Here is a 26811-nt window from a genome sequence, read left to right as displayed (position 1 = left end):
CGCGTCGTTCATCGCGGCCCGGATCCGTAGGCCAGCGTCACGGTCCATGAGTCGCGCGAGAGGTCCGCCAGCGCGTAATGGACGGAGCGATCCGGCACCCATCCCCGCGAGAGATCCTGATCGAGGCGGACGTGCTCGGGCTGCACCCGGGACCCGCGGCCGTCGGCGTGACGGACGGCGGTGACGCGGGTCCAGTGGGCGAGCAGCTGCGCCGCATCGGCATCCGGGAAGAGGTGCGAGTGCCGCCGCATCTCGTCGAGCTCCGCCGGCGTCGGATGCGCCGCCCGCAGGTCGACGCCGAGGGGGATGACGATGTCCGCGACCGCGACGACGGTCGCCGGGCCCCTGCTGCACGTGTGGATCGACAGGGGCACCTCCTCGCCCCGCACCGTCGCGAGCAGGCGAGGGTGATAACCGAACTGCGCGGGGGCCTCGCGGATGACCTTCACCTGTCGGGGCTCGGCGTCGAGGAGGGCCGCGATGACTCGGCTCGCGAGAAGACGTTTGCGCTCGTGGTGGTCGAGTCGGTCGCTGACGCCGAGAAAGGCGGCGACTCCCGCCGGTGCCGACAGAGCTTCTGAGTCCACGAGCTGCCCTTCTCTCGTCGCGACCCGCACGGGCCGCGATATCGGCTCCACGCTAGCGAGAATCGGGACATTTCTGAATGACTGCTCCACGAAGCCGCCCGACAACGGCCCGGGCGGAAGTGATACGTCTCAGAACGGTGCGGGCCCGGGGTCGTGATCACCGGGCCGAGACGGTGATGACGGTGTGGGGGCGGGTTCGCCGGGCAGGAATCTCACTGCCGGTGCGTAGGGCAGTGGTTCGTCGGCGTAGACGCGGCCGGTCGGGGAGGTCCATTCGAGGATTCCGGCGGGGAGTTGATGGACTTTCCAGCGGGTGAACTGTTTCTGGGTGTGGTGTCTTTGGCAGAGGTGGGCGAGGTTGGTGACGTTGGTGGGGCCGCCGAGGGCCCAGTCGTGGGTGTGGTCCACCTCGGCGCGGACGGCGGGGGTGGTGCAGCCGGGCCAGCGGCAGTGGCGGTCGCGGGCGCGGAGGTGTCGGTCGATCGCGGTGGTGCGGGCGTAGGTGTCGGTGTGGAGCACGGCGCCGGTGACGGGGTGGGTGATGACGCGGTCCCAGGGCAGCGGGGGGGGGCGTCGGCGAGGTTGCGGGCGGTGTCGGCGTCGATGGGTCCGTGGCCGACGAGGTGCGCGGGGTCGGAGTTCTCGGTGCCGGGGTGCAGCATCGTGAGCGCGGGGACGACGACCTGCACCCGCGCGCGGATCGCCCCGAGTGTGCCGGGGCCGTCATCGGCGCGGGTCGGGTCGGCGTCGGGCGCGGCGGTGAGGAGCAGGTCGGCGAGGATGTCGGCGCGGACCTGGTCGGCGGTGCGGGTGTCGGGGGCGGGTGCGGAAGTCGTCGTGCTGCCGTGTGCTGCGGTGGTGCCCTCCGCCCGCCCGTCGCTGCCCGCGGGAGACCGCAGCCCCTCTCGCGGGGTGTCCCGCCGTGCGTCGACGAGCGCGGCGCTCTGTTGCACGAGTCGGTCGTAGATCCCCACCGCCAGCACGGTCGGGAGCGTCGCGATCAGGTCGGACATCCCGTCGACCCCGGGCACGACGCGGACGCACCGGGTCTCCCGCCCACGCCGGTGGCGCTCGGTGAGGGTGGTGGGCTGCAGCGCTTCCGCCAGCGCCGCGAGGCGCGCGTTCAACCTCCCGGGACTGAGTCCTTCGGCGGTGGCGACGGCGAGGACATCGAACTCCGCCCGACGATCCTGGGGCAGGGGCAGCCCGGCATCCACGATCACCCGCACATGCGCGCCGGTCAACGCTCCGGCCTCCCACGCATCCAACGTGACCGGGAAGTCATCGGCGAGGGTCATCGCCTGACCGATCTGTCCCTGCACGGCGCGATCGGACAGGTGTGACGCGGCCGCGATCTCGGACGCGACCTCCCGTAGCGCCATCTCGGCCGCCCGCGCCGAGGCCCGCAGTCCCGCGGTCGCGTCGAGGGCGAGGTGCCCCGCCCGGGCCAGCGCCCGCACACGTCGGGCTTCGGCGGAGGCGACTTCGGTATCCACCGCCCGCACCTCGACGAGCACCGACGACAGGGCGACAGCCCCGTCATCGGGGAACGGTGAACGCGAATCGAAGGACATGCATGCATGCTAGCGAGGGGGTCCGACATCGGAGCGGGCTCGAGGCGCCAAATGGGGACGAGCCCGGCCCCGGGAGCACTGGGGAGGAGGGGTCGAGCCGTCACCGGCCGTGACGACCGGCCGCCGACCTGGGCTTTCGTCGACGGAACCCGGCGAGGGTGAATTCTCCTCGTCACGCGGCAGCGCTCGATGGAGCGCCCCACCCTCGCCGGTCCGCCCCGGCCGCCGCCAGGCCGCGTTCGCGACCCGCGACAAGCCCGCGCGGAGCGCGCGCGTCGTCTCGTCGGCGAGGACTCCGTCGTGCCCGCGGTGGGTGTCGGTGGAGTCGAGGTACGCCCACCACGCGCGCGCATGTGTCGTGGCATCCGATCGGTCCAATATCTGCGCTCACTGCGGAGTGCCCCTCGACGTCGACACGAGATGGCGTGGCAACGGCCCGGGCCGTGAGGGGGCCGCGTGGCGCCCCTCGGCTGAACGCGACGACCGGAGCGCCACGGCACCCCGGACGCAGATCGCGCCTCTCGCTAGGCTCGAAGGGATGAGTGCACCGGTGAACGACGTCCTGGTCTCCGCTGCCGTCGTCGCCTACCTCGGGTGGGGGCGCGGCCCGCACCCGGACGCCGACGCACCGGCGGTCGCGGATCTCGCGCATCGGCACGACGTTCCCTTCTCCGACCTCGCGCGCGCCGTGGAGCAGGCGATCACCGCGGCGAACACGATCCGCCTCGACGAACTCGCGCCCGACGGCCGACCCCGTTTCGAAGCCCGCCTCCGCGCCCTGCTGCCCTCGCTCGAGGACGACGCCGTCGCCGCACTGACCTCGCGTTCGTTCTGGTACGCGCGGTGGGACGGCGGAGACCCTCCCCCTCCGCACATCGCCCCTCGCTCCGACCGGTCGGCGGACCGACCGGCGACCGGCGAGACGCCCGGCATCGCCTCTCGCTCCGACCGGTCGGCGGACCGACCGGCGACCGGCGAGAAGCCCGAACCGCGCGAGTACTGGCGACACTCGACACGCCTCGGGATCCGCTACTTCGCGTCCTCTGCCGGGCAGGACTTCATCCTCCGCGGTGGCGAATGGGTGCCCTATGACGTGTACAAGTCCGGTCCCAGCTGGTGGCGGCTCACGGGTGAGATCGACGCGGACGCCGTCGATCGGTCGGAGCTGCCCCCGGGAACGCCGGACTGAACGACCGAACACCGGTCGGCCCCGCTTCATGGGAATCGACCGACGTTCCGCGGGCAGAGCCGCAGGAAACCTGCCTTACGAGACGGTCTCCACCGCCTCGGTCACGGGCACCAGGTCGGCCGTGTGGTACGCGAAGACCAGCCGTGCCGGAACCGCACCCGCGAGCACCTCCGCGACCGAGCGGTTCACGTCCGCCAGGTCGCGGGTCTCGGTGATGACCCGCGTGCGACCGAGGGCGTGGAGCGCGAACACCTCGACGAGGTCCTGGCGCGTGCCCACGATCGAGCCGATGACGCTGATGCCCTTCAGTACCGTGTCGAACACGGGGATCGTCAGCTCGCCGTCCGCGGGCAGGGACACGAGCACCAGCCGGCCGCCGCGGTTCAGCGAGTCGAACGCCTGACGGAACACCGCAGGCGCGACCGCCAGGACGATCACGGCATCGGCCCCGCCGTGCTGCCGGATCGCCTCGACCGGGTCGGTCTCGCGGGCGTTGACGACGAGATCGGCGCCGAGCTCGGTCGCCAGTCGCAGCTTCTCGTCCGTCACGTCGACCGCGATGACCTTCGCCCCCACGAGGCGGGCGTACTGCACGGCGAGGTGGCCGAGGCCGCCGACGCCGAAGATCGCCACCGTCTCCCCCGGAGTGACGCGGGCGTTCTTCACCGCCGCGTAGGTGGTGACCCCGGCGCAGGTGAGCGGCGCGGCATCGAGCGGAGTGACCCCGTCGGGCACCGGCACGGCGAACCGGGCATCGGCGAGCATGTACTCGGCGTACGCGCCGTCGACGCCGTAGCCGTTGTTGTACTGCTGCTCGCAGAGGTTCTCCCGCCCATCGACGCAGTAGCGGCACTCGCCGCAGGCGTGGCCGAGCCACGGCATCGCGACGCGCTGGCCGACCGTGCGCGTGGTCACGCCCTCGCCGAGCTCCTCGATGATGCCGACGCCCTCGTGCCCGGGCACGAGCGGCAGGGGCGGCTTCACCGGCCAGTCACCGTTCATCGCGTGGATGTCGGTGTGGCACAGCCCGCACGTCTCGAGACGGACGAGCACCTGCCCGGGTCCGGGGTGGGGGATGGCCCGCTCCTCGACCTTCGCGAGCGAACCGAACCGGTCGACGACTGCTGCACGCATGATCTCTCCTTGGATTCTCTGCCTGACTCGAGTCTTCGCCGAAGGCCCCTCGGGCGGCGGGTCCAAGGTCCCGCGAGGTTCGCCCGGCCGGCGGGACGATCGGAGCGAGCCGACCCCCGGCTCGGATGGAGGAGTGATGATGAACGGGACGATTGCGGTCGGAGTCACGGATGCGGCGGGGGCGCGGAGCGCCCTCGAATGGGCGATCGGCCGCGCGGCCGCACGGCGGGAACGACTGCTGCTGGTGTCCGTCGTGGGCTCGGCGTGGGGCGTCGGCGGTGAGGAGACGCTCGTCGAACGGGCGGTCGTCCGTGCCACCGCCCTGCTCGAGAGCAGCGCCGACCGGGCCCGAGAGGCCGGAGTGGATGCGGAGACGCTGATCGAGCGCGGAGACCCGGTGGCGCGGCTGATCGACGTGTCGGAGCGCGCCGACCTCCTGGTCCTGGGCAGCGACTTCGCGCGCGACGGTTCGCGACTGCGCGGTGTCCGCGGCGTGCGGATCGCCGCGGGGGCCCACTGCCCCGTCGTCGTGGTCCCCGAGACCGTCGACGGTGGCGGCACCGGCGTCGTGGTGGGGGTCGACGGTTCGGATGCCTCGGAGAAGGCCGTCGCCTTCGCCGCCGCGGAGGCGGACCGCACGGGCGAACGCCTCACCGCCGTGATGACGTGGTCGCCGGTGCCCGTGCCCTTCGAGCTGGACGAGTACCCGCAGGACTACCTGGATCGGATGCAGTCCCTCACGGCGGAGGATCTGGCGATCTCGCTCGCCGGGCTCCGGCAGGACTACCCCGACCTCGCCGTCTCCACCGTCGTCGAATCGGGATACCCCACGGGCGTGCTGCTGCGCACGGCGCGGTCGGCCCGGCTCCTCGTCGTGGGCAGCCACGGACGCGGGCCGGTGGCCCGATTCCTCCTCGGCTCGACCAGCCAGGCGGTCCTGTCGCATCTGCCCACCGTCACCGCCGTCGTCCGATAAGAGAATCTGGCCGGATTGTCGATCCGACGGCAGGCTGTTCGTCGTCAGGATGACGGAGCCGGACAGGCCGGCCCGCGGCCCAATGCAGGAGGCATCCCATGGCCAAATACGCGATCCTCATCTACGAAGACCCGAACTTCTACGCGACGATGTCGCCCGAGGCGTGGAGCGCGGTCATCGACGCGCACGACGCATTCACGAAGCAGGTCTTCGCGCTCGGCGCGCCCATCGAGGGCGGCGCGGCACTCGCGTCCATCACGACGGCCACCACGATCAAGAACGGCGGCACGGTGACGGACGGTCCCTTCGTCGAGACCAAAGAGGCCTTCGGCGGCTTCTACGTCGTCGAGGCGCGCGACCTCGACCACGCCGTCGAGATCGGGAAGCTCTGTCCCGCCCCCGGTGGCGGCGTCGAGGTGCGGCCCGTCGTCGACCCCACGACGAACCCGTTCTGATCGCTCCTCGCGACGAGTCGACCGCGTCCGCCGGGCAGGCGGACGCGGTCGTTGCCGCGCTGGCGGAGGCCCACCGCTCGGAGTGGGCCTTCGTGCTGTCCGCCACAGTGCGCGTGGCCGGCGACCTGGATCTCGCGGAGGAGTGCGCGCAGGAGGCCTACGTCAGCGCGCTGCAGGCCTGGACTCGGAACGGCATCCCGGAGCGGCCGGGCGCCTGGCTGACGACGGCCGCACGGAATCAGGCGCTCGACCGTCTGCGCCGGGAAATCACCCTCCGGCGCAAACTCCCGCTTCTCGTGGAGCCCGCGGGCGTCGACCCGCACGATCCCGTCGACGAGGAGGGCGGTGACGCCGTGCCGGATGATCGCCTCCGACTGGTGTTCACGTGTTGCCACCCCGCCCTCGCACCCGAGGCGCGAGTCGCCCTCACGCTCCGCCTGGTCTGCGGTGTTCCCACCCCCGATGTCGCACGCGCCTTCCTCGTGTCCGAGTCGACGATGGCCGCGCGGATCACCCGTGCCAAGAAGAAGATCTCCGAAGCACGCATCCCCTACCGGGTGCCGGACCGGGTCGAGCTGCCCGAGCGACTGGACAGCGTTCTCACCGCCGTCCATCTGCTCTTCAGCACGGGCCACACCGCCGGCGAGGGGGACGCACTCGTCCGGGAGGACCTGTGCGACCGGGCGCTTCACCTCGCCCGCACATTGGCCGCGCTGCTGCCCGAGCAGGCCGAGACCCGCGGTCTCCTCGGTCTGCTGCTTCTCACGGACGCCCGCCGGGCCACCCGCACCGACGAGCAGGGTCGGCTCCTGCTCCTCGCAGATCAGGACCGGACACGGTGGAACCAGCGCGCCATCCTCGAGGGGCTCACGGCGACGGCCGGGGCACTGGCATCCGGCCCGCCGGGGCGCTTCACCCTGCAGGCGGCGATCGCCGGCGTCCGCGCGGGAGCTGACAGCCAATGCCGCGGAGCGCGCCTTCCTGGAGCATCGACTGTCCGAGGTCGAGAGCGCCGATCCGCCGGGCGTCTAGGACACCGTGCACGCCGGGTCGGGGTCCCCGGGGCGACGCCCGGTGAACGTCACGGCGACGAGGCCTCCCGAAGCCCCACCCGGTCGCCGGACGATATCGGCGGACCTCACGCGTCCCCTCGCGGGCTGATGCCCGCGATCGGGTGCGGCGGTCGCGCCGCCGGGGGGAGGGCGTCGTCGCGCGGCCGGAAGATCCGCGGCCGCACCGGGTCATCCTCCCCGTCCGGCGGACGCTCGGCGAAACGGCGTCCCGTGACGCTGCGCGGCAGGATGCGGACGACGTACGGCTTCGGTTCGGGACTCATCGACCGCAGCCCGGTCGCACGGGCGCGGCGGATCTCGGCATCCCTCTCCACCCGGAAGGCATGTCCGAGGACGACGACGCTCCATCGGTCGCCGGTATCCTCTCCGTCGATCTCGAACGCGACGGCCGGCCGGGAACGCAGGAAACGCAGCTTGGCGTCGTCGGCGCTCCGGAGGTGGATCACTCCGTCGCTGACGGCGAAGTTCACGGGATAGATCCTCGGCTCGCCGGCGGCGTCGACGAGCGCCAGCCTGCCGAGCCGCTCGGACTCGAGCAGCCGCCAGCACTCCGCGGTTCCGAGGTCGACGACGGGCGCGGCCGGGTTCTGATCGTGGGTCATGGTGGACCTCCCTCTCACAGTCCAGCGCGCGCCGGTCGGCGTGCGCGGGTCGAAGGTCCCCCGATCTGGTCAGACTCCGGCACCGGTCATAGATTTGAGAGGGGAGAGGGGTACCGGATGCCGAGCGAGAACCACGGCAGGGTCGCCGCGGAGCCGCAGGCGTCTTCGCCGGACCGCCTGCGCGGGCTTCTCCGCGCCATCGAGACGGTGGTCGGCGAGATCGAGCTGCCCGTGGTCCTCCGCCGAGTCGTCGAGGCGGCGGTCGAACTGGTGGATGCCGAATACGGGGCGCTCGGCATCATCGCCGCCGACCGCTCGTCCCTGGATCAGTTCATCCACGTCGGCCTCTCGGCCGAGGAGGCGGATGCCATCGGGCACCTCCCCCGCGGACGCGGTGTCCTCGGGGCCGTCATCGCGCACCCCGAGCCGATCCGCCTCGATCATCTCGGGAACGATCCGCGGGCGGCGGGCTTCCCCGCCCATCACCCGCGCATGGAATCGTTCCTCGGAGCACCGATCCGCGTGCGCGGTGAGGTCTACGGCAACCTGTACCTGACGAACGCACGGCGGGGCGCGTTCTCGGCGGAGGACGAGGAACTCGTCCGCGCTCTGGCATCCACCGCGGGTTTCGCGATCCAGAACGCGCGGCTGTTCGACGAGGCCCGGGCGCGTGCGACGTGGATGACGGCGACGGCGGAACTGTCCGCGGCGATCCTGTCCACCCCGCCGGACAACGTCTACGACCTGCTGGCGGGACGCGTCGCCGACCTGGTCGACGGGAGTCTCGTGACGGTGCTCGTCCCGGTCGAGGGGACGATGACGCTCCGCGTCGCGGCCGCGCGGGGTCCTCGGGAGGAGGACGTCCTGGGCGTGACCGTCGACGAGGAGGGGAGCATCGCGGGCGCGGCGATCGAGGACGACGGCGCCCGGGTCGCCACCGTGCCCGCCGGCGCGGGACGCCCCGACCCGGCGCTCCTCGCCACCGGCCAGGAGACCGGCCCCGCGATCGCGGTCCCCCTGCGCACGCGCCAGCGGACCTGGGGTGCACTGTGCGTCGCGCGGCCGCCCGGCGCGCGAGGGTTCTCCGCCGTCGAGCTCGAAGTGCTCGGCGACCTGGGGTCGCAGGCGAGCATCGCCGCGGAACTCTCCCGGGCACGCGGAGAGCAGCAGCGGGCGATGCTCACCGACGAACGGGCGCGTATCGCGCGGGACCTGCACGACCACGTCATCCAGCAGATCTTCGGGGCGGGCCTCACGCTCCAGTCGATGGCGGCCACGGTCGACGGCACGCGCGAACGGAACCGCGTAGACGAGGTGATCCGTCAGCTCGACGACGCGATCACCCAGATCCGCACCGTCGTGTTCGCCCTGTCGAGCCGCGACGGGACGTCCCTCCGCCATCGCCTCATCGACGTGGTCGCCGAAGTCTCGGGAGCCCTGCGCCGCCCGCCCGCGCTGCGGTTCGCCGGTGCGGTCGATCACACGATCCGCGGCGCTCTGGCGGACGATGTCGTCGGCGTGGCGCGGGAGCTCCTCAGCAACAGCGTGCGCCACGCGGGCGCGGACACCATCTCCCTCGACGTCGGGATCACGGGAGACGATGTGTCGGTCGTCGTCGCGGACGACGGAGCGGGGATCCGCGACGAGCGACGCAGCGGCCTGGCCAACCTCGCGGAGCGGGCCTCCGCACGCGGGGGATCGCTGACGGTGAAGACCGGCGCGGACGGCACCCGCGCGGAATGGCGGGTCCCGATCGAGGGAACCGAGGAACGGAGAACCCTGCGATGACACGCGTCTTCCTCGTCGACGATCACGAGATCGTCCGGCGCGGTCTGTCCGACCTGATCGACGGGACGCCCGGACTCGAGGTCGTCGGGGAAGCGGGCACCGTGCGCCAGGCGCTCGCCCGCATCGAAGCGGCCCGACCGGATGTGGCGGTGCTCGACGTGCGCCTCCCCGACGGCAGCGGCATCGACCTCTGCCGGCAGATCCGATCGTCGATGCCGCAGGTCGCGTGCCTCATCCTCACGGCCTACGACGACGACGCCGCGACCTACGCCGCCGTGCTCGCGGGGGCGTCGGGGTACCTGCTGAAGAACATCGCCGCGATGCGGCTGCTCGAAGACATCCGCGCGGTCAGCACCGGCCGCACGCTGCTCAACGGCGCGGCGGCGGCCCGGGCCGCGGCGAGCATGCGAGACGGATCCCGTGACGACGACCCGCGCTGGGGGTCCCTGGGGATGCGCGAGCGACAGGTGCTCGCGCTCATCGCCGACGGACTCACCAATCGTCAGATCGGCGAACGTCTGGGCCTGGCGGAGAAGACGGTGAAGAACTACGTGTCGTCACTGCTGCTGAAACTGGGCGTGGAGTCGCGCACGCAGGCGGCCGTCCTCCGACTCGGGCACCCCGACCTCTGAGGCGCGGGACCTTCGGCCCTCCCCGCGCCCGCGCCCCGCGCCTACGCTCGGGGCGTCCGGAGGGAGTCAGGCCATGGAACGAATGGTGCTGGGGTTCGATGGCAGCCCCGCGTCCGAGGCGGCGCTGGAGTGGGCCGCGGAACGCGCGCGCGGCGAGCGGGTCGAGCTCGCCGTCGTCCTGGTGACGAACATGTTCCTCTCCGACCGCGTCGAAGCGGATCGGATCCTGGATGCCGCCGTCCACCGCTGGCAGTCCTTGGCTCCGGATTCACCGGCCGACGTCGTCCGGCTCGACGGGGTGATGCCCGCGACCCTGACCGACTCCGCGCGCGGCGCCGGGCTGCTCGTGCTCGGGATCCGGCCGGGATCCCGGAGGCGGTCCGTTCTGGGGGGAGGGATGCCGCTGCGCGCGGCGCTCCGATCCGGTGCTCCGACCGTGCTCGTCCCCGAGGGGTGGACGGCCGGCGACGATCCGGTCGTGGTCGGGCTGGATGATGACGACTCCTCGCAGGAGGCCGTGCACTTCGCGGCGGCGGCGGCCACCTCGGCCGAAGTGCCACTGCGCGTCGTCCACTCGTGGCTCATGGGCGGATCGCACGTGCACGGGACGACCGCGGTGCAGCCGAGCCCGCACCGGGTCGCCGCAGAGCACGCCCGGATCCTGGATGCCGCCGTCGCGCGCGTCCGCACCGACTTCCCCGAGCTCGACGTGCGGCCGGAGCTGGTGCGGGACAACCCCACCTCCGCGCTCACGCGCGCGGCCGCCCGGTCGAGCCTGGTCGTGATCGGGTCGCACGGCCGCGGTCTCGTCGCCGGAGCCCTGCTCGGCTCGGTCGGACAGGATCTCGTCGGAAGTCTGGAGCGACCGATCGCGGTCGTGCCCGCCTCGACGCGGGGCGTCTGAGCCCGGACGCCGTTCCCGGAGGGGGCGGTGCGGCTCAGGCGCCCTTCGCCGGGAAGCTCGACGCGGGCACCACCGCGATCGGGCATCCGGCGTGCCACAGCAGATCCCGATCGACCGAGCCGACGAACGCCCCCGACACGACCCCTTCCCGATGCGTGCCGACCACGATCATCGCCGAGTGCGGCGCCTGCTGCAGAAGGGCCGCCGCCGGGTCGGAGCGCACCAGATCCGCCTCGATGTGCAGCGCGGGGAAACGCCGTCGCACGGACCGGACGGTGGCGTCGAGCAGTTCGCGGTGCTCCACGAGGATGCGTTCCGGCTGCACGAGCAGCGCGGCGGCGCCGTCGATCGACGGTTCGGGCAAGCGCCAGGCGTGGACGATCCGGAGCCGGCCGCAGGTCGTCTCCGCCTCGCGGGCCGCGAACGTCACAGCCTCGGCCGAGGACACATCGTCCTCGAGACCGACGGTGATCGTCCCGGGACGCGGCACCCAGCCCGCGGGCACCACGCACACCGGCGGCTCGGTCCGCGCGATCACCCGGACGGGCAGCCACCCGCCGACGGCGGCACGGACGGGATGCTCGGGATCGACCCCGATGACGAGCAGGTCCGCGTGCGCCGACACCTCGCGGAGCGTGTCCGCGACGCCGCCCTTCGCGCGGTGATACGTCGCGTCCTGACCCGGGGCGGCGGCCCGCAGCACCCGCTCGGCGTTCCCGAGTGGATCCCGCTGCGGCGTCGTGTGCGCGTCGGCCGATGCCACGACGTGCACCACTTCCACGTCGGCCGCGTGGCGTGCACACCGATCGGCGACCCACTCGAGCGCGGATCGCGCCGCGTCACTGTCATCGACCCCGACGACGATCTTCTCCATGGCGCCCTCCCTCGCTCCGCACGGTAGGCGCCGCCCCGCGTGGGGCGGGGGTCGAAGGTCCCGCGGGGGGCTCGGGACCTGCGATCCTGAACGCAACACCGGGTGGCGCTGCCCCGTGACGCCCACCCCCTCCCCCGAAGGAAGGTCCCCCGTGGCATCCGCATCAACCGTGCTCGAGCGCATCGTGACGTCGATCGACGGAGAGTCCCTCGGCGCCTACGGCGTCCACGTCGCCCTCGGAGACGACGTCGCAGAGCGCCGGTGGCGCAGCGACGACCGAGTGAACATCTACTCGGTGTCGAAGGGGGTCAGCGCCCTGGCCGCCGGGATCGCCGTCGACGAGGGGATCCTGACGCTCGACACGCGCGTCGACGAGATGCTCCCGGGCATGCAGTTCGGCACCGGCGTCGAGTCGGTCACGCTGCGCCACCTCCTGACGATGACCAGCGGGATCGACTTCGCGTGGTTCGGGCGCGAGCCCGCGCCCTGGCCCGACCTCGCACAGGAGATGCTGCGCCGCCCCACGCGGGGCCCCGGCGAGGTCTTCCAGTACTCGGATGCCAGCACCTATGTGGCGATGCGTCTGCTCGGCGCGGCCGTCGGCGACGTGCGCGACTGGCTGCTCCCCCGGCTCTTCGATCCGCTCGGCATCGACAACCCGCAGTGGCACCGCTGCCCGAACGGGTGGATCGTCGCGGGCAGCGGTCTCGAACTGCGCACCGAGGAACTCTCCCGGATCGCCCGCGTCCTGCGCGACCGGGGCCTCTGGCGGGGGGAACGGATCGTGAGCGCCGAATGGCTGGATGCCATGCGCACCGGCGTCGTCGACACCGGTGGTGACGGCGACTTCTCGCGCTACGGTCTCGCGACCTGGGCCGGCCCCGGCGACGGGTGGCGCCTCGACGGGCTGTACGGCCAGTACGTCTACATCGCGAACGACCGGGACGCCGCGGTCACGATCACGGCGCACGAGGAGGAGCGACCGCACCGGCTCGTGGAGATCGCCGCGGCGGCGCTGCGGGGCTGAGTCCGGGCGCGTCCTCTGCCCGGCTAGAGTCGGCCCGTGGGCAGTCCGGCGGAGTCTCCGCACGCGGAGTACGACCGCTGGATCGCGCGGCGCGAGCGATGGGGTGCGCGGTTCGCCCTCTTCGGGCGGACCGTGTTCGCCATCGTGGCGGTCGTGTTGACGGTCGCCCTCGTGGTTCTCCTGATCGTCACCCTGATCGACGTCGCACAGCCCCGCGTCTGGGGCACATTCACGCAGACGGGCTGCGAGGCGAGCGCGCGCCGCGGCTGCCGCCCCTTCGGCACCTGGGCCAGTGACGACCGGACGATCGTCTGGAGCCACGTCTATCTGAACGGGTGGACCGATGGCAGCGGCAGAACACGGGCCGCCTACCAGCCGACCGCGCTCCTCGGGTCCGACGTCGTCAACGCTCCCGTGTTCACCTTCGCCGGACCGGTGCTCACGGGATTCCTGCTGGTCTGGTGGGGGGTCGTCGTGCTGCGCACCGCCGCCTCATGGGGGTACATCGCCTTCCCCCGCAGCCGCTGGCTCGGCGGACGCGGTGGTCCTCGGAAGCGACAGGGGACGCTCGGTATTCGCGGGTCTTTCCGACGCCAGTACCGGCAGTCGCTCGCCCGCGCCGGAGCGGAGGACTCCCGCGCGGAGCCGTGATCGCCTGAAACGCAGATCAGCCCCGCTCGAAAGCGGGGCTGATCTGGTGAAAGTGGCGGTGACGGTGGGATTTGAACCCACGGTAGGGGGTTACCCTACACAACTTTTCGAGAGTTGCACCTTCGGCCGCTCGGACACGTCACCGCCGACCAGCTTACGACACTCCGCGGGATGCCGCGAATCCGCGCGGTCCGGGCCGTCCGCCCGCGCGTGCCGGGCTCCGGAGAAATCGCGGCCGACGCCCCCTCACGGCACGATCGGGACCTGCCACGTGCGAAAACTCCGGAGTCCGGCCCGCCCGACACGGCAGCGACACCCACGCCAGCGCGCCCGCGGCAACGCGCGGGTCTCCACGGCGCCGACCGTTCGGCATCCACTCGTCCACCGTCGAGAAACCGCTCTGGCAGCGGTCCCACACGGATGCCAGGATCGAGCCATGAGCGTGATCGAGAACTCCAAACTGACCGTCGTCGGCGCGGGGAGCGTGGGGGCCAGCGTCGCGTACGCCGCCCTCATCCGCGGGTCGGCCCGGCACGTCGCCCTGTACGACATCGCCGAGGCGAAGGTCGAGGCCGAGGTGCTCGACCTCGCCCACGGTACGCAGTTCACCGGATCGAGCGACATCACCGGGGGCAGCGACGTCTCGGTCGCCGAGGGGTCGCACGTCGTGGTCATCACGGCCGGCGCGAAGCAGAACCCCGGGCAGACGCGCACCGAACTCGCCGCCACGAACGCCGGGATCATCCGGCGCATGATGCCCGACCTGCTCGAGGTGGCCCCGAACGCGATCTACGTCATCGTCACCAACCCGTGCGACGTGCTCACGGTCCTCGCGCAGCAGGCGACGGGGCTGCCCACGCAGCGGATCTTCGCGTCGGGCACGGTGCTCGACACCTCGCGCCTGCGCTGGAAGATCGCGCAGCGCGCGGGGGTCGCCACCTCGAGCGTGCACGCCTGGATCGTCGGTGAGCACGGCGACACGGAGTTCCCGCTGTGGTCGACGGCGACGATCGGTTCGATCCCGATCACCGAGTACGACCTGCCCGACGGCACCCGCTTCGACGAGACCGAATTGGATGCCATCGCCGTCGACGTCCGCGACGCGGCGTACAAGGTCATCCGCGGCAAGGGCGCGACGAACTACGCGATCGGGCTGTCGAGCGCGCGCATCGTCGAGGCGATCCTGCGCGACGAGCACGCGATCCTCCCCGTGAGCACCGTGCTGGAGGACTTCCACGGCATCTCCGGTACCGCGCTGTCGGTGCCGTCGATCGTCAGCGCGCGGGGCGCGGTGCCGCTCACCGGCACGCCGTTCTCCGACCGTGAGCTCACGCTGCTGCGCCGCTCCGCCGATGCGCTGACGACGGTCGCCGACTCGCTGCGCGACTGACGGGCGCGGCGGTGCGCGCGCCCCGGCGATGCGCGGGCGTCGCGGCGCGGCGGCCCGGCGCCTTCTCGCGATAAACGCGATCCGCGACGGGAAACGCGTCGCCGTCACGTTTCTCGCCGTGGATCGCGTTTATCGGGATGCCGGTGAGCCCGGCGGCAGCGATGTCGGAGCCCCCGCGTAGCCTGGGCACCATGGCATCCCGTCGCCCCTCCCCCACGGCCGCTCCGTACCGGTGCACCGAGTGCGGGTGGACGACGCTGAAGTGGGTCGGCCGCTGCGGAGAGTGCCAGTCGTGGGGAACGGTCGTCGAGGCGGCGGAGCAGACCGGCATCACGCGATCGGTCACCGCCGTCGCGCCCGCGGCGGCTCGCGCAGCCCGGCGCATCACCGAGATCGACACGCAGGACGCGCCGCGGCGCACCAGCGGGGTCGGCGAGTTCGATCGGGTGCTCGGCGGCGGGATCGTGCCCGGTGCGGCGATCCTGTTGAGCGGTGAGCCCGGCGTCGGCAAATCGACACTGCTGCTCGAGGTCGCGGCGCAGAGCGCGCGGGCCGGACGGCGCGTGCTCTACGCGAGCGGCGAGGAGTCCGCGGCGCAGGTGCGCCTCCGCGCCGAGCGCACCGGCGCGCTCCACGACGAACTGTTCCTCGCTGCCGAGACCGACCTCGCCACGATCCTCGGCCACATCGACCAGGTCGAGCCCGAGCTGCTCATCGTCGACTCGGTGCAGACGGTGTCGTCCGCGTTGAGCGACGGAGCAGCGGGACAGCCCGCGCAGGTGCGCGAGGTGGCATCCACACTCATCCGCGTCGCGAAAGACCGGGGATTGCCGGTCGTCATCGTGGGGCACGTGACGAAAGACGGCACGATCGCGGGGCCGCGCGTACTCGAGCACCTCGTCGACGTCGTGTGCCATTTCGAGGGCGACCGGCAGACGTCGCTGCGCTTCGTCCGGGCACTGAAGAACCGCTTCGGACCGACCGACGAGGTCGGATGCTTCGACATGACCGGCAGCGGCATCGCCGAGGTCAGCGACCCGAGCGCGCTGTTCCTCGGCCACGGCGATCCCGAGCCCGGGACCTGCGTGACGATCGCCATGGAAGGGCGGCGCGCGCTGCCCGTCGAGATCCAGGCGTTGACCGTGAAGCAGACGGCCCCCAACCCGCGACGCATCGTCAACGGCGTCGACTCGTCACGCGTGGCGATGGTGCTCGCGGTACTCGAGAGTCGCATGGGGGTCTCGCTCGCCGACAAAGACGTGTACGTCTCGACCGTCGGCGGAGTGCGTCTGGTCGAACCCGCGGCCGACCTGGCGATAGCCATCGCCGTGGCGAACGCCGTGCAGAACCGGAAGGTGTCGAAGCGGCTCGCGGCGATCGGCGAGCTGACGCTCACGGGTGAGATCCGCAACGTGACGCAGGCGGCGCAACGCGCATCCGAGGCCGCGCGTCTCGGGTATCACACGGTCCTCGACTCGTCGTCGCGAAAGCTCGCGCAGGCGCTCAACGAGTTGAAGGTCCGCGGAATGCCACGCGAAGAGGCCGTGCCCGAGTTCTGACTCCGCAGCCGGGTCGGATCAGCGACCGGGCGGCGCCGAGCGGCGACGGCGGTGCGGCGACGTGAAGCCGAGCACTGCGGGGATCACGAGTCCGGCGGCGCACACGGCGCCGGCGATCAGGTACTCCATGGCCCGAGTCTTGCACGGGCGTCTCACCCGCGCGAGTCGGGTACTTCACCTGCGGAGTGTCGTCGGCGAGCGGCGTCGCGGTAGTGGCATCCCCTCGGCCCGGACGCCCGCCCCGCCGCAGCGCGAAGCCGCCACTCAGGCGTCGAGGGCGGCGATCAGGTCGGCGGGTGCGGCCTGGATCGGGTGCGGACCCGCGATGTCGATGAACACGGTCGTGATCTCGTCGCGGTGCTGGTCGAGGAACGCCCGCAGCCACTGCGGAGACTGCAGCGCGACGTGCGGCGGCAGAGTCTCGGGCTTGTGGGCCGCGTCGCTGAACAGCAGCAGCGCGATCTGCCCGGTGTTCGGGTCGCGGTACGTCCACACCTCGCCCACGTCGAGCGGATTGTCGGCGTCGCCGGCGCGCATGAGCGGCACGACGGTCGGCCCATGCCGCAGAGCGAACGCGATCGCGGCCATGTCCTGCGTCTGCAGGGCGTCGGTGAGGGCGGTGTTCTTGAACTCCACGTCGGGTCGCTTCCCCTTGCGCTTCTTGCCACCGGCCATCCTCTGAGCCTATCCGCGGCATCCCCGCCCGGGACACGTCCCCACCGGGGCGCCTTTCGTGCACCGGGGCGGCCGGTGCACGCCCCGGTGCACGAATCACGCCCCGAAACGCGCCGCCCGCCTGTGCAGCCGCCGCCCTATGCCAGGAATCCGCGCAGGAGAGCCTCGCTGCCGGCGAGGTGGTCGCGCATCGCCGCGTGCGCGGCATCCGGTCGCCCGGCGAGGATCGCCGACACGATCGCCGCGTGCTGCGCGGTCGAGTGGTCGATGTTGCGCGGCAGCAGCGGGAACGTGTCGAGCCACGCGTTCACCCGCGCGCGGTTGTCGGCGACGAGCGGGACGAGCGAGGGGATGCCGGCGAGTTCCGCGATCGTCAGGTGCAGGAGCGTGTCCAGCCGACGGTAGTCCTCACCGTCGGCGACGGCCGCGGCTTCGTGCCGAGCCCACAGCACGTCGCGTTCCTCCGGTGCCAGGGTGCGGCCCGCCGCCGCCCACGCGGCACCCGGTTCGAGCACGCCGCGCAGCGCGATCACGTCGTCGAGCTCGGCGGCGGATACCTCGGCCGGGCCCGCGGGCCGCGGGACGGGGTCGACGACGAACGTGCCGCCGTAGCGTCCGCGGCGGGTTTCGAGCCAGCCGGCATCCGCGAGTTCCCGGATCGCCTCGCGCACCGTGTCACGGCTGACGCCGCACAGCGCGGCGAGCTCGCGCTCCGCGGGCAGCGACTCCCCCGGCGCGACGAGCCCGAGCCGCACCGTCTGCACGATGCGGGCGGTGGTGTCTTCGAGCGCATTGCCGCTGCGGACGGGCCGGTACACGGCCCGGCGCAGATCGTCCAACGGCGCTTCGCTCATCCCGTCAGACTGTCATGCCGCGGGTCACAGGGGCGTCACGTAGGCGTTGGTGATACCGCCGTCGACGACGAAGGCCGTCGCGGTGATGAAGGACGCGTCGTCGGATGCCAGGAACGCCACGGCCGCGGCCATCTCCGCAGGATCCGCGAACCGGCCCATCGGCACGTGCACGAGACGACGTTGCGCGCGCTCGGGGTCCTTCGCGAAGAGTTCCTGCAGGAGCGGCGTGTTCACGGGTCCCGGGCAGAGCGCGTTCACGCGGATCCCCTGCCGGGCGAACTGCACGCCGAGCTCGCGGGTCATCGCGAGCACGCCGCCCTTGGACGCGGTGTAGGAGATCTGCGAGGTCGCCGATCCGAGCAGCGCGACGAACGACGCCGTGTTGATGATCGAGCCACGCCCCGCGGGCACCATGTGCCGCAGCGCCGCGCGCGAGCAGAGGTAGACGCTCTTGAGGTTGACGTCCTGCACGCGGTCCCAGGCAGGCAGTTCCGTCGTCTCGATGGAGTCGTCGTCGGCGGGCGAGATGCCGGCGTTGTTGAACGCGATGTCGACGCTGCCGAAGTCCGCGGCGACGCCGTCGAAGAGGGCGTCGACGGATGCCTCGTCGGCGACGTTCACCTGACGGAAGACGCCGTCGACCTCGGCGGCGGCAGCGAGCCCGGTGGTCTCGTCGAGGTCGGCGATGACGACGCGCGCACCCTCGGCGGCGAAGCGGCGCGCGGTGGCGAGGCCGATGCCCGACGCGCCGCCGGTGACGATGGCGACGCGGTCGCGCAGCCGCTGGGTGAGGTCGATGGTCATGTGCTGTGGTTCCTTACGCGTGGGGGTGGGATGGAAAGAGGGGTCACTCGGTGGCGTAGAAGACGTTCTTCGTCTCGGTGAAGTGCTCGGCGGCATCCGGGCCCAGTTCGCGACCGAGGCCCGAGGCCTTCATGCCGCCGAACGGGGTGGAGTACCGCACGGACGAGTGCGAGTTCACCGACAGCACGCCGCTGCGGACCCCGCGGGAGACCCGGATGCCGCGGCCGAGGTTCTCGGTCCAGATCGAGCCCGCGAGGCCGTACGCGGTGTCGTTGGCGAGGCGGATGGCATCCGCTTCGTCGTCGAACGGGAGCACGGCCAGCACGGGTCCGAACACCTCTTCGCGCGCGATGCGGTCGCCGGGCTGCGCGAGCACGACCGCGGGGGCGAACCAGAAGCCGTCGCCCGCGGGTGCCGAGCCGCGGAACGCGATGTCGACCCCGTCGAGGAACCCCTCGACAGTGGAGCGGTGGGATGCCGAGATCAGCGGCCCCATCTGGGTGGTTTCGTCGTGCGGGTCACCGACCTTCCACGCCGCGACGGCGGGTTCGAGCATCTCGAGGAACCGGTCGTAGACGCTGCGCTCGACGAGCAGCCGGCTGCGCGCGCAGCAGTCCTGGCCGGCGTTGTCGAACACGGAACCCGGGACTCCGGCCGCGGCTTTCTCGAGGTCGGCATCCGCGAAGACGATGTTGGCGCTCTTGCCGCCGAGCTCGAGGGTCACGGGCTTGAGCAGCTGCGCGCACCCGGCCGCCACCTGGGTACCGACCTCGGTCGACCCGGTGAAGACGACCTTGTGCACGTCGGGGTGCGAGACGAACCGCTGCCCGACGACCGAGCCCGACCCGACGATCACCTGGAACAGCCCCTCCGGCAGACCCGCCTCGAGCGCCAGCTCCCCGAGTCGCACGGCGGTGAGCGGCGTCAGCTCGGCGGGCTTGAGCACGACGGCGTTCCCCGCGGCGAGCGCCGGGGCGAAACCCCACGCGGCGATGGTCATGGGGAAGTTCCACGGCACGATGATCCCGACGACGCCGTACGGCTCGTGGTAGGTCACGTCGAGGCCGCCCGCGACGGGGATCTGTCGTCCGATCAGGCGTTCCGGCGATCCGGCGTAGTAGTTGAGCACCTGGGCGACGTGCTGCGCCTCCCACCGGGCCGAGCCGATCGGGTGCCCGGAGTTGCGCACCTCCAGGGCGGCGAGCTCCTCGACGTGGGCCTCGACGACCCGCGCGAAGGCACGCAGGGCGTCGGCGCGGGCGACGGGGGCGAGCGCCGCCCACGCGCGCTGCGCGCGCACGGCGTCGGCGACGGCGGCGTCCACCTCGGCGACGTCGGCGCGGTCGAGCGTCGTGATCGGGGCGCCGGTCGCGGGGTCGGTGACGGTGAAGGTGCTCATGCGGGGACTCCCTGGTGCGTGGAACGTAGGGCCCGATGCCGCGCTGCGGCGGCGACAAGTCCGAGGAACAGACGCCGGTCTTCGGCGTTCTCCTCGGGATGCCACTGCACCGCGACGAGGTAGTCGTCACCGTCGACCTCGACGGCCTGCACGAGTCCGTCGTCGGTGCGCGCGGTGACGCGGAGTCCGTCACCGACCCGGTCGACGCCCTGGTGGTGGTAGCTGTGGACGGTGAGCTCTCCGGCGCCGACGAGGCCGGCCAGCCGGGTTCCGGCATCCACCTCGACGGTGTTCTCGGCGAACACTCCCCCGCCGATCCGATAGCGCTCGGTGCCGAGGGCCTCGGGCAGGTGCTGGTGCAGCGTGCCGCCGAGAGCGACGTTAATCAGCTGCAACCCGCGGCAGATCCCGAACACCGGGATGCCGCGCTCCCGCGCGCCGGCCAGGAGTGCGAGCTCCCACGCGTCGCGGTCGGCGCGCGCGGGGTCGGTGAGCGGGTGGCGCTCGGCGCCGTACAGCTCGGGCTGCACGTCGAGACCCCCGGTGAGGATGAGCCCGTCGAGGCCGTCGAGCACGGCCGCGGCGGCCTCGGCCGGTCGGGGCTGCGGGGGCAGCAGCACGGCGGTGGCGCCCGAGGCGGTCACGGCGTCGAAGTACTGCTGCGGCAGGAACGACGCGCGCACGTCCCAGACGCCCTGCTTCGCGCGCTCGAGGTAGGTGGTCAGCCCGACGACGGGTGTCCGGGCCGGATCAGAGACGCTCGAAACCACGCACGCGCTCCCAGTCGGTCACGGCGGCGTCGAAGGCTTCCACCTCGATGCGCGCCTGGTTCAGGTAGTGCTCGACGACGTCGTCGCCGAAGGCGGCCCGCGCCACGGTCGACTCCGCGAACAGCTTCGCGGCCTCGCGGAGCGTCGTCGGCAGCGTGTCGACGCCGGCGGCGTACGCGTTGCCGGTCAGCGGCGCGGGCAAGGGCAGCTCGTTCTCGATGCCGTGCAGTCCGCCCGCGATGATCGCCGAGATCGCGAGATACGGGTTGACGTCGCCGCCGGGCACGCGATTCTCCACGCGCAAAGATGCGCCGTGGCCGACCACGCGCAGCGCGCACGTGCGGTTGTCGACGCCCCACGCGACGCCGGTGGGCGCGAAGGAGCCCTTGGCGTAGCGCTTGTAGGAGTTGATCGTGGGGGCGTACAGCAGCGTGAACTCGCGGAGGGTGGCGAGGATGCCGGCGATCCAGTGCTCCATGAGGGGACTGAACCCGTGCGCGCCGTCGCCGGCCATGACGGCCTCACCGTTCTCGCCCCGCACCGACAGGTGGATGTGGCAGCTGTTGCCCTCGCGCTGGTCGAACTTCGCCATGAAGGTCAGCGACTTCCCGTGGCGGTCGGCGATCTCCTTCGCGCCGTTCTTGTAGATCGTGTGGTTGTCGGCGGTCTCGAGCGCCTCGGCGTAGCGGAACGCGATCTCCTGCTGCCCGTCGTTGCACTCGCCCTTGACGCCCTCGCAGTACATGCCCGCGCCGTCCATGCCGCGGCGGATATCGCGCAGCAGGGGCTCGAGCCGCGTGGTGGCGAGCAGGTTGTAGTCCACGTTGTAGTCGGTCGAGGCCGTGAGCCCGGTGTAGCCCTTGGCCCAGGCATCCCGGAACGAGTCGTCGAAGACGATGAACTCCAGCTCCGTGCCGACGTACGGGGTGAGTCCGCGTTCGGCGAGCCGGGCGCGCTGGGCGTTCAGGATGCCACGCGGCGACTGCACCACCGGCGCGCGGTCCTCCCACGCGAGGTCGGCCATGACCAGCGCCGTGCCCTCCTGCCACGGGACGCGGCGCAGGGTGTCGAGGTCGGGCACGAGCAGCATGTCGCCGTAGCCCTTCTCCCAGCTCGACATCGCGTAGCCGTCGACGGTGTTCATGTCGACGTCGACCGAGAGCAGGTAGTTGCAGGCCTCGGCGCCGTGCGGCAGCACCTCGTCGCGCCAGAACCGCGCGGCGACGCGCTTGCCGACGAGGCGTCCCTGCGCGTCCGGGAAGGCGACGACGACGGTGTCGATCTCGCCGGAGTCGATCGCGGCATCCAGTTCCGCGGTGGTGAGATTGCCCGCCATGGTCTCCCTCTCGCCTGCTCGAGGTCCCCACGATCGGAGGACGTAACGAGGAACTTACACGCCAAAGGTAGACAGGTCGACCAATAGAACGCCATGATTCTCCGCAAAGGCGCTCCCGAAGCCTGTCCGCATACGTCTGGAGGCTCCATGTCCACCTCGAGCAGTTCTCAGAAAAAGGTCGCCGGGGCCACCTATACGGCGACCGACTCCACCTACTTCGAGAAACGCACGCTGAAACGCTCCGCGGGAGTGTGGGGCCTGTGGGGTCTCGCCGTAGCCGCCGTCATCTCGGGCGACTTCTCGGGCTGGAACTTCGGCATCGGTTTCGCCGGCTTCGGCGGCATGCTGATCGCCTTCGTCGTGCTCGTGATCATGTACTACGGCCTCACCTTCTCCATCGGCGAGATGGCCGCGGCGATGCCGCACACCGGCGGCGCCTACTCGTTCGCCCGATCGGCGATGGGGCCGTGGGGAGGCCTGGCGACCGGCCTCGCCGAGACGATCGAGTACGTCGCGACGACCGCCGTGGTCGTGTACTTCTCGGGGCAGTATGCCGACTCGGCGCTGGAACTCCTCACCGGCGTGAGCCTTCCGCCGTTCGTCTGGTGGATCATCCTCTACGCCGTGTTCATCGCCCTCAACGCCGCCGGCGCCAACATCTCGTTCGTCTTCGCGATCGTCGTCTCGATCATCTCGATCGGCATCATCGTGGTCTTCGGCGTGATGGCGGTGGCATCCGGAGCCTTCGACTGGGGCTCGCTGTGGAACATCGCACCGGATGCGGGGCAGTCCGAGTTCCTGCCGTTCGGCGTCGGGTCGATCCTGCTCGCCCTCCCCTTCGCGATGTGGTTCTTCCTCGGTATCGAGGAGCTCCCGCTCGCCGCCGAAGAGTCGCACAACCCGGCCAGGGACATCCCCCGCGCGGGCCTGTGGGCCCGCGGCACGCTCATCATCACGGGTCTCATCGTGCTGTTCCTCAACACCGGGGTCCTCGGAGCCGACGCCACGGGCAGCTCCCTCGAGCCGCTGCTCGACGGCTTCCGCGCCATGGTCGGCGACCAGGCCGCCGCACTGCTGTCGCTCCTCGCGCTCGTCGGACTCCTGGCCTCCCTGATGGGCATCATGTTCGCCTACGGGCGCAACATGTACTCGCTGTCGCGCGCCGGCTACTACCCGCGCTGGCTGTCGCTGACCGGTGCACGAAAGACACCGTGGGTCGCGCTGGTCTTCGGCGCCGTGCTCGGATTCCTGGCGCTCGTGGTGGTCCAGGCGGCGGGTGGGGATGCCAGCCCCGCCGGCGCCATCGTGCTGAACATCGCCGTGTGGGGCGCGGTGGTGGCGTACTTCCTGCAGATGGTGTCGTTCATCGTGCTGCGGCGGAAGTTCCCGAACGCCGTGCGGCCCTACAAGAGCCCCTGGGGCCTGTTCGGCGCCTACTCGGCGGCGATCATCGCGGCGATCGTGTTCTTCGGACTGCTGCTGAACCCCGCGTACCTGCTCGCGATCGTCGCGATCATCGCGGTGTACGCGGTCATCTTCATCGGCTTCGCGATCTACGGGCGCCACCGGCTCGTGCTCTCCCCCGAGGAGGAGTACGCGCTCTCCGGCGGCCTGCACCGCGACCCGCAGGAAGAGGGCTACGACGCGATGGAGGGCGAGGTCTTCGGCGAGAAGCGCTGACGGGAGAGGGTGTCACCCCACGTTGAGTGTCCAAGACACGCGGATAGGCTCGCGCGGCATCCGCGTGTCTTGGACACTGAATCCGAGGCAGTCGCGCTCAGCGCAGGATGAACGACACCGTGCCGGACGACGGGATGCCGCCGATCGACACGCTCAAGTGATACGTGGCACCGCCCCCGGGGGCGAACGGACGCTCGCCGCCGCACGACGACACCGATGACCGGGTGCGGTCCCAGGTCAGGGGCGCGGCACTGGTGACCTGCTGGCCGGCCGCGAGCGTGACCTCCATGTCGCTCGGCTCGGACTGGCAGTCCGTCGAGCGCCACCACACGTCGGACCCGCTCGTGACCGTGAACGACTGCGCACTCGTGCCGACGTTCATCGTGCACGCGTTCGCCGACGTGTTCGTCAGGCGGATCGACAGCTGCGGGTTCTCGCCCTGGCCGTACTCGCCCTTGTCCGTGAGCGCTTCGACCGTGATGTCGGCGGGACTGCACTCGACGGGACCCGCGGGAGCGGTCGGCGTCGGGGTGGGCGTGGGCGTGGGGGACGCGACGGGGGCCGGAGCGGACGGCGCGGGCGCGACGGTGCTCGCCGCCGGCGCGGGGTCGGCGGTCGGGGCGGAGCGCCACGGAGGCGCCGCGACGAGCCACACGACGAGGCCGATCACGAGCAGCGCGAGGAGCGCGGCGGCGAGACGGCGACGACGGTAGACCGCCGGGGATTGCCGCCGCCTGCGGGGGGCATCGGTCATCGTTCCAGCGTAGGCCGCGCGGCTGTGGGCCCGCGCCATGCCGCGCTCACAGGTGCTTGAGCATCCGCGTGTTGCCGAGGGTGTTCGGCTTCACGTGCGCGAGGTCGAGGAACTCCGCGACACCCTCGTCGGGGCTGCGGACGAGCTGCGAGTAGACGTCGGGGTCGACGACCTGCTCGCCGATGGGCGAAAACCCGCGCCGAGTGAAGAAGTCGACCTCGAAGGTGAGGCAGAAGAGCCTCGTGACGCCGACGTCGCGCGCGTTCTGCTCCAGCGTCTCCACGATCGCCCGGCCCACGCCGTGATGCAGCCAGTCGTCGTGGACGATGAGCGTGCGGATCTCGCCGAGGTCCTCCCACATCACGTGCAGTGCGCCGCAGCCGACGACTTCACCGTCGACCTCCGCGACGACGAACTGCTGCACGGAACCGTAGAGCACGACCAGGTCCTTGCCGAGCAGGATGCGCTTCTGCACGAACGGCTCGAGCAGCTCATGGATACGTCGGACGTCGCGCGTCCCGGCGGGGCGGACGACGAACGGCGCGGCGGAGGTCATCGTCCCAGGGTACGACGAGGGCCCGGATGCCATGGCATCCGGGCCCTGTTGTCGTGCGATCGTCAGCTACCGGCGACGATGTCGGGCGTCGCGGAGATCTCTCCGGCGGTGCCGACACCGATCGCGACCTTGTCACCGCGGGGTCCGCTCTCGAACGTGAACCGGCCGTTCTCGACGCCGACCTTGACGTGGTCGCCGGATTCGAGCTCACCGTGCAGGATCTTCTCGCTCAGGCGGTCTTCGACCTCGCGCTGCATGGCGCGGCGGAGGGGGCGGGCACCGAGGGTCGGGTCGAAGCCGATCTCGATCAGCTTGTCCTTCGCGTCGTCCGACAGCTCCACCGTCATGTCGCGGTCGAGCAGCCGGTCGGCGAGGCGCTTCACGAACAGGCCGACGATCTGACGGAGCTCGTCCTTGTTCAGCTGCGGGAAGACGATGACGTCGTCCACGCGGTTGAGGAACTCGGGCTTGAAGTGGCGCTTGAGCTCCTCGTCGACCTTGCCCTTCATCCGCTCGTAGGACGTCTGCGCGCTGCCCTCGACCTGGAAGCCGACCGGACCACCGGCGATCGCCGACGAACCGAGGTTCGTCGTCATGATGATCACGGTGTTCTTGAAGTCGACCACGCGGCCCTGACCGTCGGTCAGACGACCCTCTTCGAGGATCTGCAGCAGCGAGTTGAAGATGTCGGGGTGAGCCTTCTCGATCTCGTCGAAGAGCACGACCGAGAAGGGCTTGCGGCGCACCTTCTCGGTGAGCTGACCGCCCTCTTCGAACCCAACGAACCCGGGAGGGGCACCGAACAGACGCGAGACGGTGTGCTTCTCACCGAACTCCGACATGTCGAGCGAGATCAGCGCGCCCTCGTCGTCGAAGAGGAACTCGGCGAGCGCCTTGGCCAGCTCGGTCTTTCCGACGCCCGTGGGGCCGGCGAAGATGAACGAGCCGCTGGGGCGCTTCGGGTCCTTGAGACCCGCACGCTGGCGACGGATCGTGCGCGACAGGGCCGCGATCGCCTCTTCCTGGCCGATGACCCGCTGGTGCAGGGCCTTCTCCATGAACATGAGGCGGCTGGACTCCTCCTCGGTGAGCTTGAACACCGGGATGCCGGTCGCCTGGGCGAGCACCTCGGCGATCAGACCCTCGTCGACCACGGCGTGGGAGGCGACGTCTCCCGAGCGCCACTGCTTCTCGAGGCGCAGACGCTCGGCGAGGAGGGACTTCTCCTCGTCGCGGAGCGCGGCGGCCTTCTCGAAGTCCTGCTCCTCGGAGGCCTGCTCCTTCTGCTCGCGGACCTTGGCGATCTTCTCGTCGAACTCACGGAGCTCCGGCGGCGACGACAGGATCGACAGGCGGAGGCGGGCACCCGCCTCGTCGATCAGGTCGATGGCCTTGTCGGGCAGGAACCGGTCGCTGATGTACCGGTCGGCGAGGTTCGCCGCGGCGACGATGGCACCGTCGGTGATCTGCACCTTGTGGTGCGCCTCGTAGCGGTCGCGCAGCCCCTTCAGGATGTTGATCGCGTGGGGCAGGCTCGGCTCGGCGACCTGGATCGGCTGGAAGCGGCG

25 protein-coding genes, 1 tRNA gene and 2 pseudogenes are annotated in these 26811 nt (G+C 71.4%); 12 read left to right on the top strand and 16 right to left on the bottom strand.

What is annotated here, in order from left to right; translation table 11 throughout:
* Positions 1-8: 8 nt before the first annotated feature.
* From BGO45_RS15010 to BGO45_RS15000, 3 genes and pseudogenes are all read right to left on the bottom strand, one after another.
* Positions 9-587, bottom strand: coding sequence for a hypothetical protein (locus tag BGO45_RS15010; RefSeq protein WP_292695668.1), 579 nt, complete (start codon positions 585-587; stop codon positions 9-11).
* A 129-nt stretch (positions 588-716) separates the two neighbouring features.
* Positions 717-995, bottom strand: coding sequence for an HNH endonuclease signature motif containing protein (locus tag BGO45_RS15005; protein ID WP_292695666.1), 279 nt, complete (start codon positions 993-995; stop codon positions 717-719).
* Positions 996-1219: 224 nt separating this feature from the next.
* Positions 1220-2161 (bottom strand): annotated as a pseudogene (locus BGO45_RS15000) (DUF222 domain-containing protein); the annotation flags it as partial.
* A gap of 538 nt (positions 2162-2699) precedes the next feature.
* On the opposite strand from BGO45_RS15000, the gene BGO45_RS14995 reads away from it, so the two are divergent.
* Entirely contained in the window at positions 2700-3350 is a 651-nt protein-coding gene (locus BGO45_RS14995; RefSeq protein ID WP_292695663.1) for a hypothetical protein, read from the top strand.
* A 75-nt stretch (positions 3351-3425) separates the two neighbouring features.
* Here BGO45_RS14995 and adhP read toward each other — a convergent pair whose 3' ends face one another.
* Positions 3426-4484: an alcohol dehydrogenase AdhP gene (gene adhP, locus BGO45_RS14990; protein ID WP_292695660.1), complete on the bottom strand. Its 1059-nt coding sequence runs from the start codon at positions 4482-4484 to the stop codon at positions 3426-3428.
* Between the two features lie 139 nt (positions 4485-4623).
* Between adhP and BGO45_RS14985 the strand changes: the two genes are divergently transcribed.
* The 3 genes and pseudogenes from BGO45_RS14985 to BGO45_RS16865 form a co-directional block, all read left to right on the top strand.
* Positions 4624-5460 carry a universal stress protein gene (locus BGO45_RS14985; RefSeq protein ID WP_292695658.1) on the top strand — a complete coding sequence of 279 codons (837 nt, stop codon included), beginning with the start codon at positions 4624-4626 and terminating at the stop codon, positions 5458-5460.
* 98 nt (positions 5461-5558) lie between these two features.
* The gene (locus BGO45_RS14980; RefSeq protein WP_292695656.1) at positions 5559-5915 is read left to right on the top strand and encodes a YciI family protein; all 357 of its coding nucleotides are present in this window, start codon (positions 5559-5561) and stop codon (positions 5913-5915) included.
* A gap of 92 nt (positions 5916-6007) precedes the next feature.
* Positions 6008-6784, top strand: a pseudogene (locus BGO45_RS16865) (RNA polymerase sigma factor); the annotation flags it as partial.
* A gap of 269 nt (positions 6785-7053) precedes the next feature.
* Here the strand turns inward: BGO45_RS16865 and BGO45_RS14970 are convergent.
* Positions 7054-7590 carry a pyridoxamine 5'-phosphate oxidase family protein gene (locus tag BGO45_RS14970; RefSeq protein ID WP_292695654.1) on the bottom strand — a complete coding sequence of 179 codons (537 nt, stop codon included), beginning with the start codon at positions 7588-7590 and terminating at the stop codon, positions 7054-7056.
* Between the two features lie 117 nt (positions 7591-7707).
* On the opposite strand from BGO45_RS14970, the gene BGO45_RS14965 reads away from it, so the two are divergent.
* The 3 genes from BGO45_RS14965 to BGO45_RS14955 all read left to right on the top strand — a co-directional run bounded on the left by BGO45_RS14965 (position 7708) and on the right by BGO45_RS14955 (position 10914).
* Entirely contained in the window at positions 7708-9378 is a 1671-nt protein-coding gene (locus BGO45_RS14965; protein ID WP_292695652.1) for a GAF domain-containing protein, read from the top strand.
* Positions 9375-10010 carry a response regulator transcription factor gene (locus BGO45_RS14960; protein WP_076491659.1) on the top strand — a complete coding sequence of 212 codons (636 nt, stop codon included), beginning with the start codon at positions 9375-9377 and terminating at the stop codon, positions 10008-10010. Before BGO45_RS14965 ends, BGO45_RS14960 begins: the two co-directional genes overlap by 4 nt.
* Before the next feature lie 73 nt (positions 10011-10083).
* On the top strand, positions 10084-10914 hold the full coding sequence (locus tag BGO45_RS14955; RefSeq protein ID WP_292695648.1) for a universal stress protein: 831 nt from the start codon (positions 10084-10086) through the stop codon (positions 10912-10914).
* A gap of 34 nt (positions 10915-10948) precedes the next feature.
* Here the strand turns inward: BGO45_RS14955 and BGO45_RS14950 are convergent, their stop codons facing one another.
* Positions 10949-11788: a universal stress protein gene (locus tag BGO45_RS14950; RefSeq protein WP_292695645.1), complete on the bottom strand. Its 840-nt coding sequence runs from the start codon at positions 11786-11788 to the stop codon at positions 10949-10951.
* A 151-nt stretch (positions 11789-11939) separates the two neighbouring features.
* Between BGO45_RS14950 and BGO45_RS14945 the strand changes: the two genes are divergently transcribed.
* A complete protein-coding gene (locus BGO45_RS14945; RefSeq protein WP_292695643.1) occupies positions 11940-12815 on the top strand; it encodes a serine hydrolase in 876 nt (291 codons plus the stop codon).
* A gap of 36 nt (positions 12816-12851) precedes the next feature.
* Entirely contained in the window at positions 12852-13466 is a 615-nt protein-coding gene (locus BGO45_RS14940) for a hypothetical protein (protein ID WP_292695641.1), read from the top strand.
* Positions 13467-13519: 53 nt separating this feature from the next.
* On the opposite strand, the gene BGO45_RS14935 is transcribed toward BGO45_RS14940, so the two are convergent.
* Positions 13520-13610, bottom strand: a tRNA-Ser gene (locus BGO45_RS14935).
* 292 nt (positions 13611-13902) lie between these two features.
* Here BGO45_RS14935 and BGO45_RS14930 point away from each other — a divergent pair.
* Positions 13903-14856 (top strand): L-lactate dehydrogenase, encoded by a 954-nt coding sequence (locus BGO45_RS14930; protein WP_076492018.1) that lies wholly within the window; start codon positions 13903-13905, stop codon positions 14854-14856.
* 191 nt (positions 14857-15047) lie between these two features.
* Positions 15048-16415, top strand: a complete 1368-nt coding sequence (radA, locus tag BGO45_RS14925) for a DNA repair protein RadA (RefSeq protein ID WP_292695639.1) — start codon at positions 15048-15050, stop codon at positions 16413-16415.
* Between the two features lie 264 nt (positions 16416-16679).
* Here radA and BGO45_RS14920 read toward each other — a convergent pair whose 3' ends face one another.
* The 6 genes from BGO45_RS14920 to BGO45_RS14895 all read right to left on the bottom strand — a co-directional run bounded on the left by BGO45_RS14920 (position 16680) and on the right by BGO45_RS14895 (position 22253).
* Entirely contained in the window at positions 16680-17090 is a 411-nt protein-coding gene (locus BGO45_RS14920; RefSeq protein WP_292695635.1) for a dehydrogenase, read from the bottom strand.
* Between the two features lie 137 nt (positions 17091-17227).
* Complete coding sequence (locus BGO45_RS14915) at positions 17228-17944, bottom strand: FadR/GntR family transcriptional regulator (protein ID WP_292695632.1); 717 nt, start codon at positions 17942-17944, stop codon at positions 17228-17230.
* Positions 17945-17968: 24 nt separating this feature from the next.
* Positions 17969-18748 (bottom strand): 3-oxoacyl-ACP reductase, encoded by a 780-nt coding sequence (locus BGO45_RS14910; protein WP_292695630.1) that lies wholly within the window; start codon positions 18746-18748, stop codon positions 17969-17971.
* 43 nt (positions 18749-18791) lie between these two features.
* Positions 18792-20147, bottom strand: a complete 1356-nt coding sequence (locus tag BGO45_RS14905; RefSeq protein WP_292695628.1) for an aldehyde dehydrogenase — start codon at positions 20145-20147, stop codon at positions 18792-18794.
* Complete coding sequence (locus BGO45_RS14900; protein ID WP_292695626.1) at positions 20144-20917, bottom strand: gamma-glutamyl-gamma-aminobutyrate hydrolase family protein; 774 nt, start codon at positions 20915-20917, stop codon at positions 20144-20146. The genes BGO45_RS14905 and BGO45_RS14900 overlap by 4 nt, the downstream gene beginning before the upstream one ends.
* A complete protein-coding gene (locus tag BGO45_RS14895) occupies positions 20898-22253 on the bottom strand; it encodes a glutamine synthetase family protein (RefSeq protein WP_292695623.1) in 1356 nt (451 codons plus the stop codon). Before BGO45_RS14895 ends, BGO45_RS14900 begins: the two co-directional genes overlap by 20 nt.
* A 147-nt stretch (positions 22254-22400) precedes the next feature.
* Here BGO45_RS14895 and BGO45_RS14890 point away from each other — a divergent pair, with 147 nt between their 5' ends.
* The gene (locus BGO45_RS14890; RefSeq protein WP_292695620.1) at positions 22401-23933 is read left to right on the top strand and encodes an amino acid permease; all 1533 of its coding nucleotides are present in this window, start codon (positions 22401-22403) and stop codon (positions 23931-23933) included.
* A gap of 97 nt (positions 23934-24030) precedes the next feature.
* Here BGO45_RS14890 and BGO45_RS14885 read toward each other — a convergent pair whose 3' ends face one another.
* From BGO45_RS14885 to BGO45_RS14875, 3 genes are all read right to left on the bottom strand, one after another.
* Entirely contained in the window at positions 24031-24687 is a 657-nt protein-coding gene (locus BGO45_RS14885; protein WP_292695617.1) for a hypothetical protein, read from the bottom strand.
* 46 nt (positions 24688-24733) lie between these two features.
* The gene (locus BGO45_RS14880; RefSeq protein WP_076493568.1) at positions 24734-25243 is read right to left on the bottom strand and encodes an amino-acid N-acetyltransferase; all 510 of its coding nucleotides are present in this window, start codon (positions 25241-25243) and stop codon (positions 24734-24736) included.
* A 62-nt stretch (positions 25244-25305) separates the two neighbouring features.
* Positions 25306-26811, bottom strand: a 1506-nt coding sequence (locus BGO45_RS14875; protein WP_292695613.1) for an AAA family ATPase, incomplete at its 5' end; no start/stop codon positions are given.

Source organism: Microbacterium sp. 71-36, assembly GCF_001898305.1.
Classification (GTDB): domain Bacteria; phylum Actinomycetota; class Actinomycetes; order Actinomycetales; family Microbacteriaceae; genus Microbacterium.
Note: the sequence above shows the minus strand (reverse complement) of the source record. Positions and strands in the feature narration are given on the sequence as shown.

Bases quoted from the DNA above. Each gene is read 5' to 3' on its own strand.
- BGO45_RS14995 (WP_292695663.1), top strand. From the start codon at position 2,700: ATGAGTGCACCGGTGAACGACGTCCTGGTCTCCGCTGCCGTCGTCGCC.
- adhP (WP_292695660.1), bottom strand. From the start codon at position 4,484: ATGCGTGCAGCAGTCGTCGACCGGTTCGGTTCGCTCGCGAAGGTCGAG.
- BGO45_RS14985 (WP_292695658.1), top strand. From the start codon at position 4,624: ATGAACGGGACGATTGCGGTCGGAGTCACGGATGCGGCGGGGGCGCGG.
- BGO45_RS14980 (WP_292695656.1), top strand. From the start codon at position 5,559: ATGGCCAAATACGCGATCCTCATCTACGAAGACCCGAACTTCTACGCG.
- BGO45_RS14970 (WP_292695654.1), bottom strand. From the start codon at position 7,590: ATGACCCACGATCAGAACCCGGCCGCGCCCGTCGTCGACCTCGGAACC.
- BGO45_RS14965 (WP_292695652.1), top strand. From the start codon at position 7,708: ATGCCGAGCGAGAACCACGGCAGGGTCGCCGCGGAGCCGCAGGCGTCT.
- BGO45_RS14960 (WP_076491659.1), top strand. From the start codon at position 9,375: ATGACACGCGTCTTCCTCGTCGACGATCACGAGATCGTCCGGCGCGGT.
- BGO45_RS14955 (WP_292695648.1), top strand. From the start codon at position 10,084: ATGGAACGAATGGTGCTGGGGTTCGATGGCAGCCCCGCGTCCGAGGCG.
- BGO45_RS14950 (WP_292695645.1), bottom strand. From the start codon at position 11,788: ATGGAGAAGATCGTCGTCGGGGTCGATGACAGTGACGCGGCGCGATCC.
- BGO45_RS14930 (WP_076492018.1), top strand. From the start codon at position 13,903: ATGAGCGTGATCGAGAACTCCAAACTGACCGTCGTCGGCGCGGGGAGC.
- radA (WP_292695639.1), top strand. From the start codon at position 15,048: ATGGCATCCCGTCGCCCCTCCCCCACGGCCGCTCCGTACCGGTGCACC.
- BGO45_RS14920 (WP_292695635.1), bottom strand. From the start codon at position 17,090: ATGGCCGGTGGCAAGAAGCGCAAGGGGAAGCGACCCGACGTGGAGTTC.
- BGO45_RS14915 (WP_292695632.1), bottom strand. From the start codon at position 17,944: ATGAGCGAAGCGCCGTTGGACGATCTGCGCCGGGCCGTGTACCGGCCC.
- BGO45_RS14910 (WP_292695630.1), bottom strand. From the start codon at position 18,748: ATGACCATCGACCTCACCCAGCGGCTGCGCGACCGCGTCGCCATCGTC.
- BGO45_RS14905 (WP_292695628.1), bottom strand. From the start codon at position 20,147: ATGAGCACCTTCACCGTCACCGACCCCGCGACCGGCGCCCCGATCACG.
- BGO45_RS14895 (WP_292695623.1), bottom strand. From the start codon at position 22,253: ATGGCGGGCAATCTCACCACCGCGGAACTGGATGCCGCGATCGACTCC.
- BGO45_RS14890 (WP_292695620.1), top strand. From the start codon at position 22,401: ATGTCCACCTCGAGCAGTTCTCAGAAAAAGGTCGCCGGGGCCACCTAT.
- BGO45_RS14885 (WP_292695617.1), bottom strand. From the start codon at position 24,687: ATGACCGATGCCCCCCGCAGGCGGCGGCAATCCCCGGCGGTCTACCGT.
- BGO45_RS14880 (WP_076493568.1), bottom strand. From the start codon at position 25,243: ATGACCTCCGCCGCGCCGTTCGTCGTCCGCCCCGCCGGGACGCGCGAC.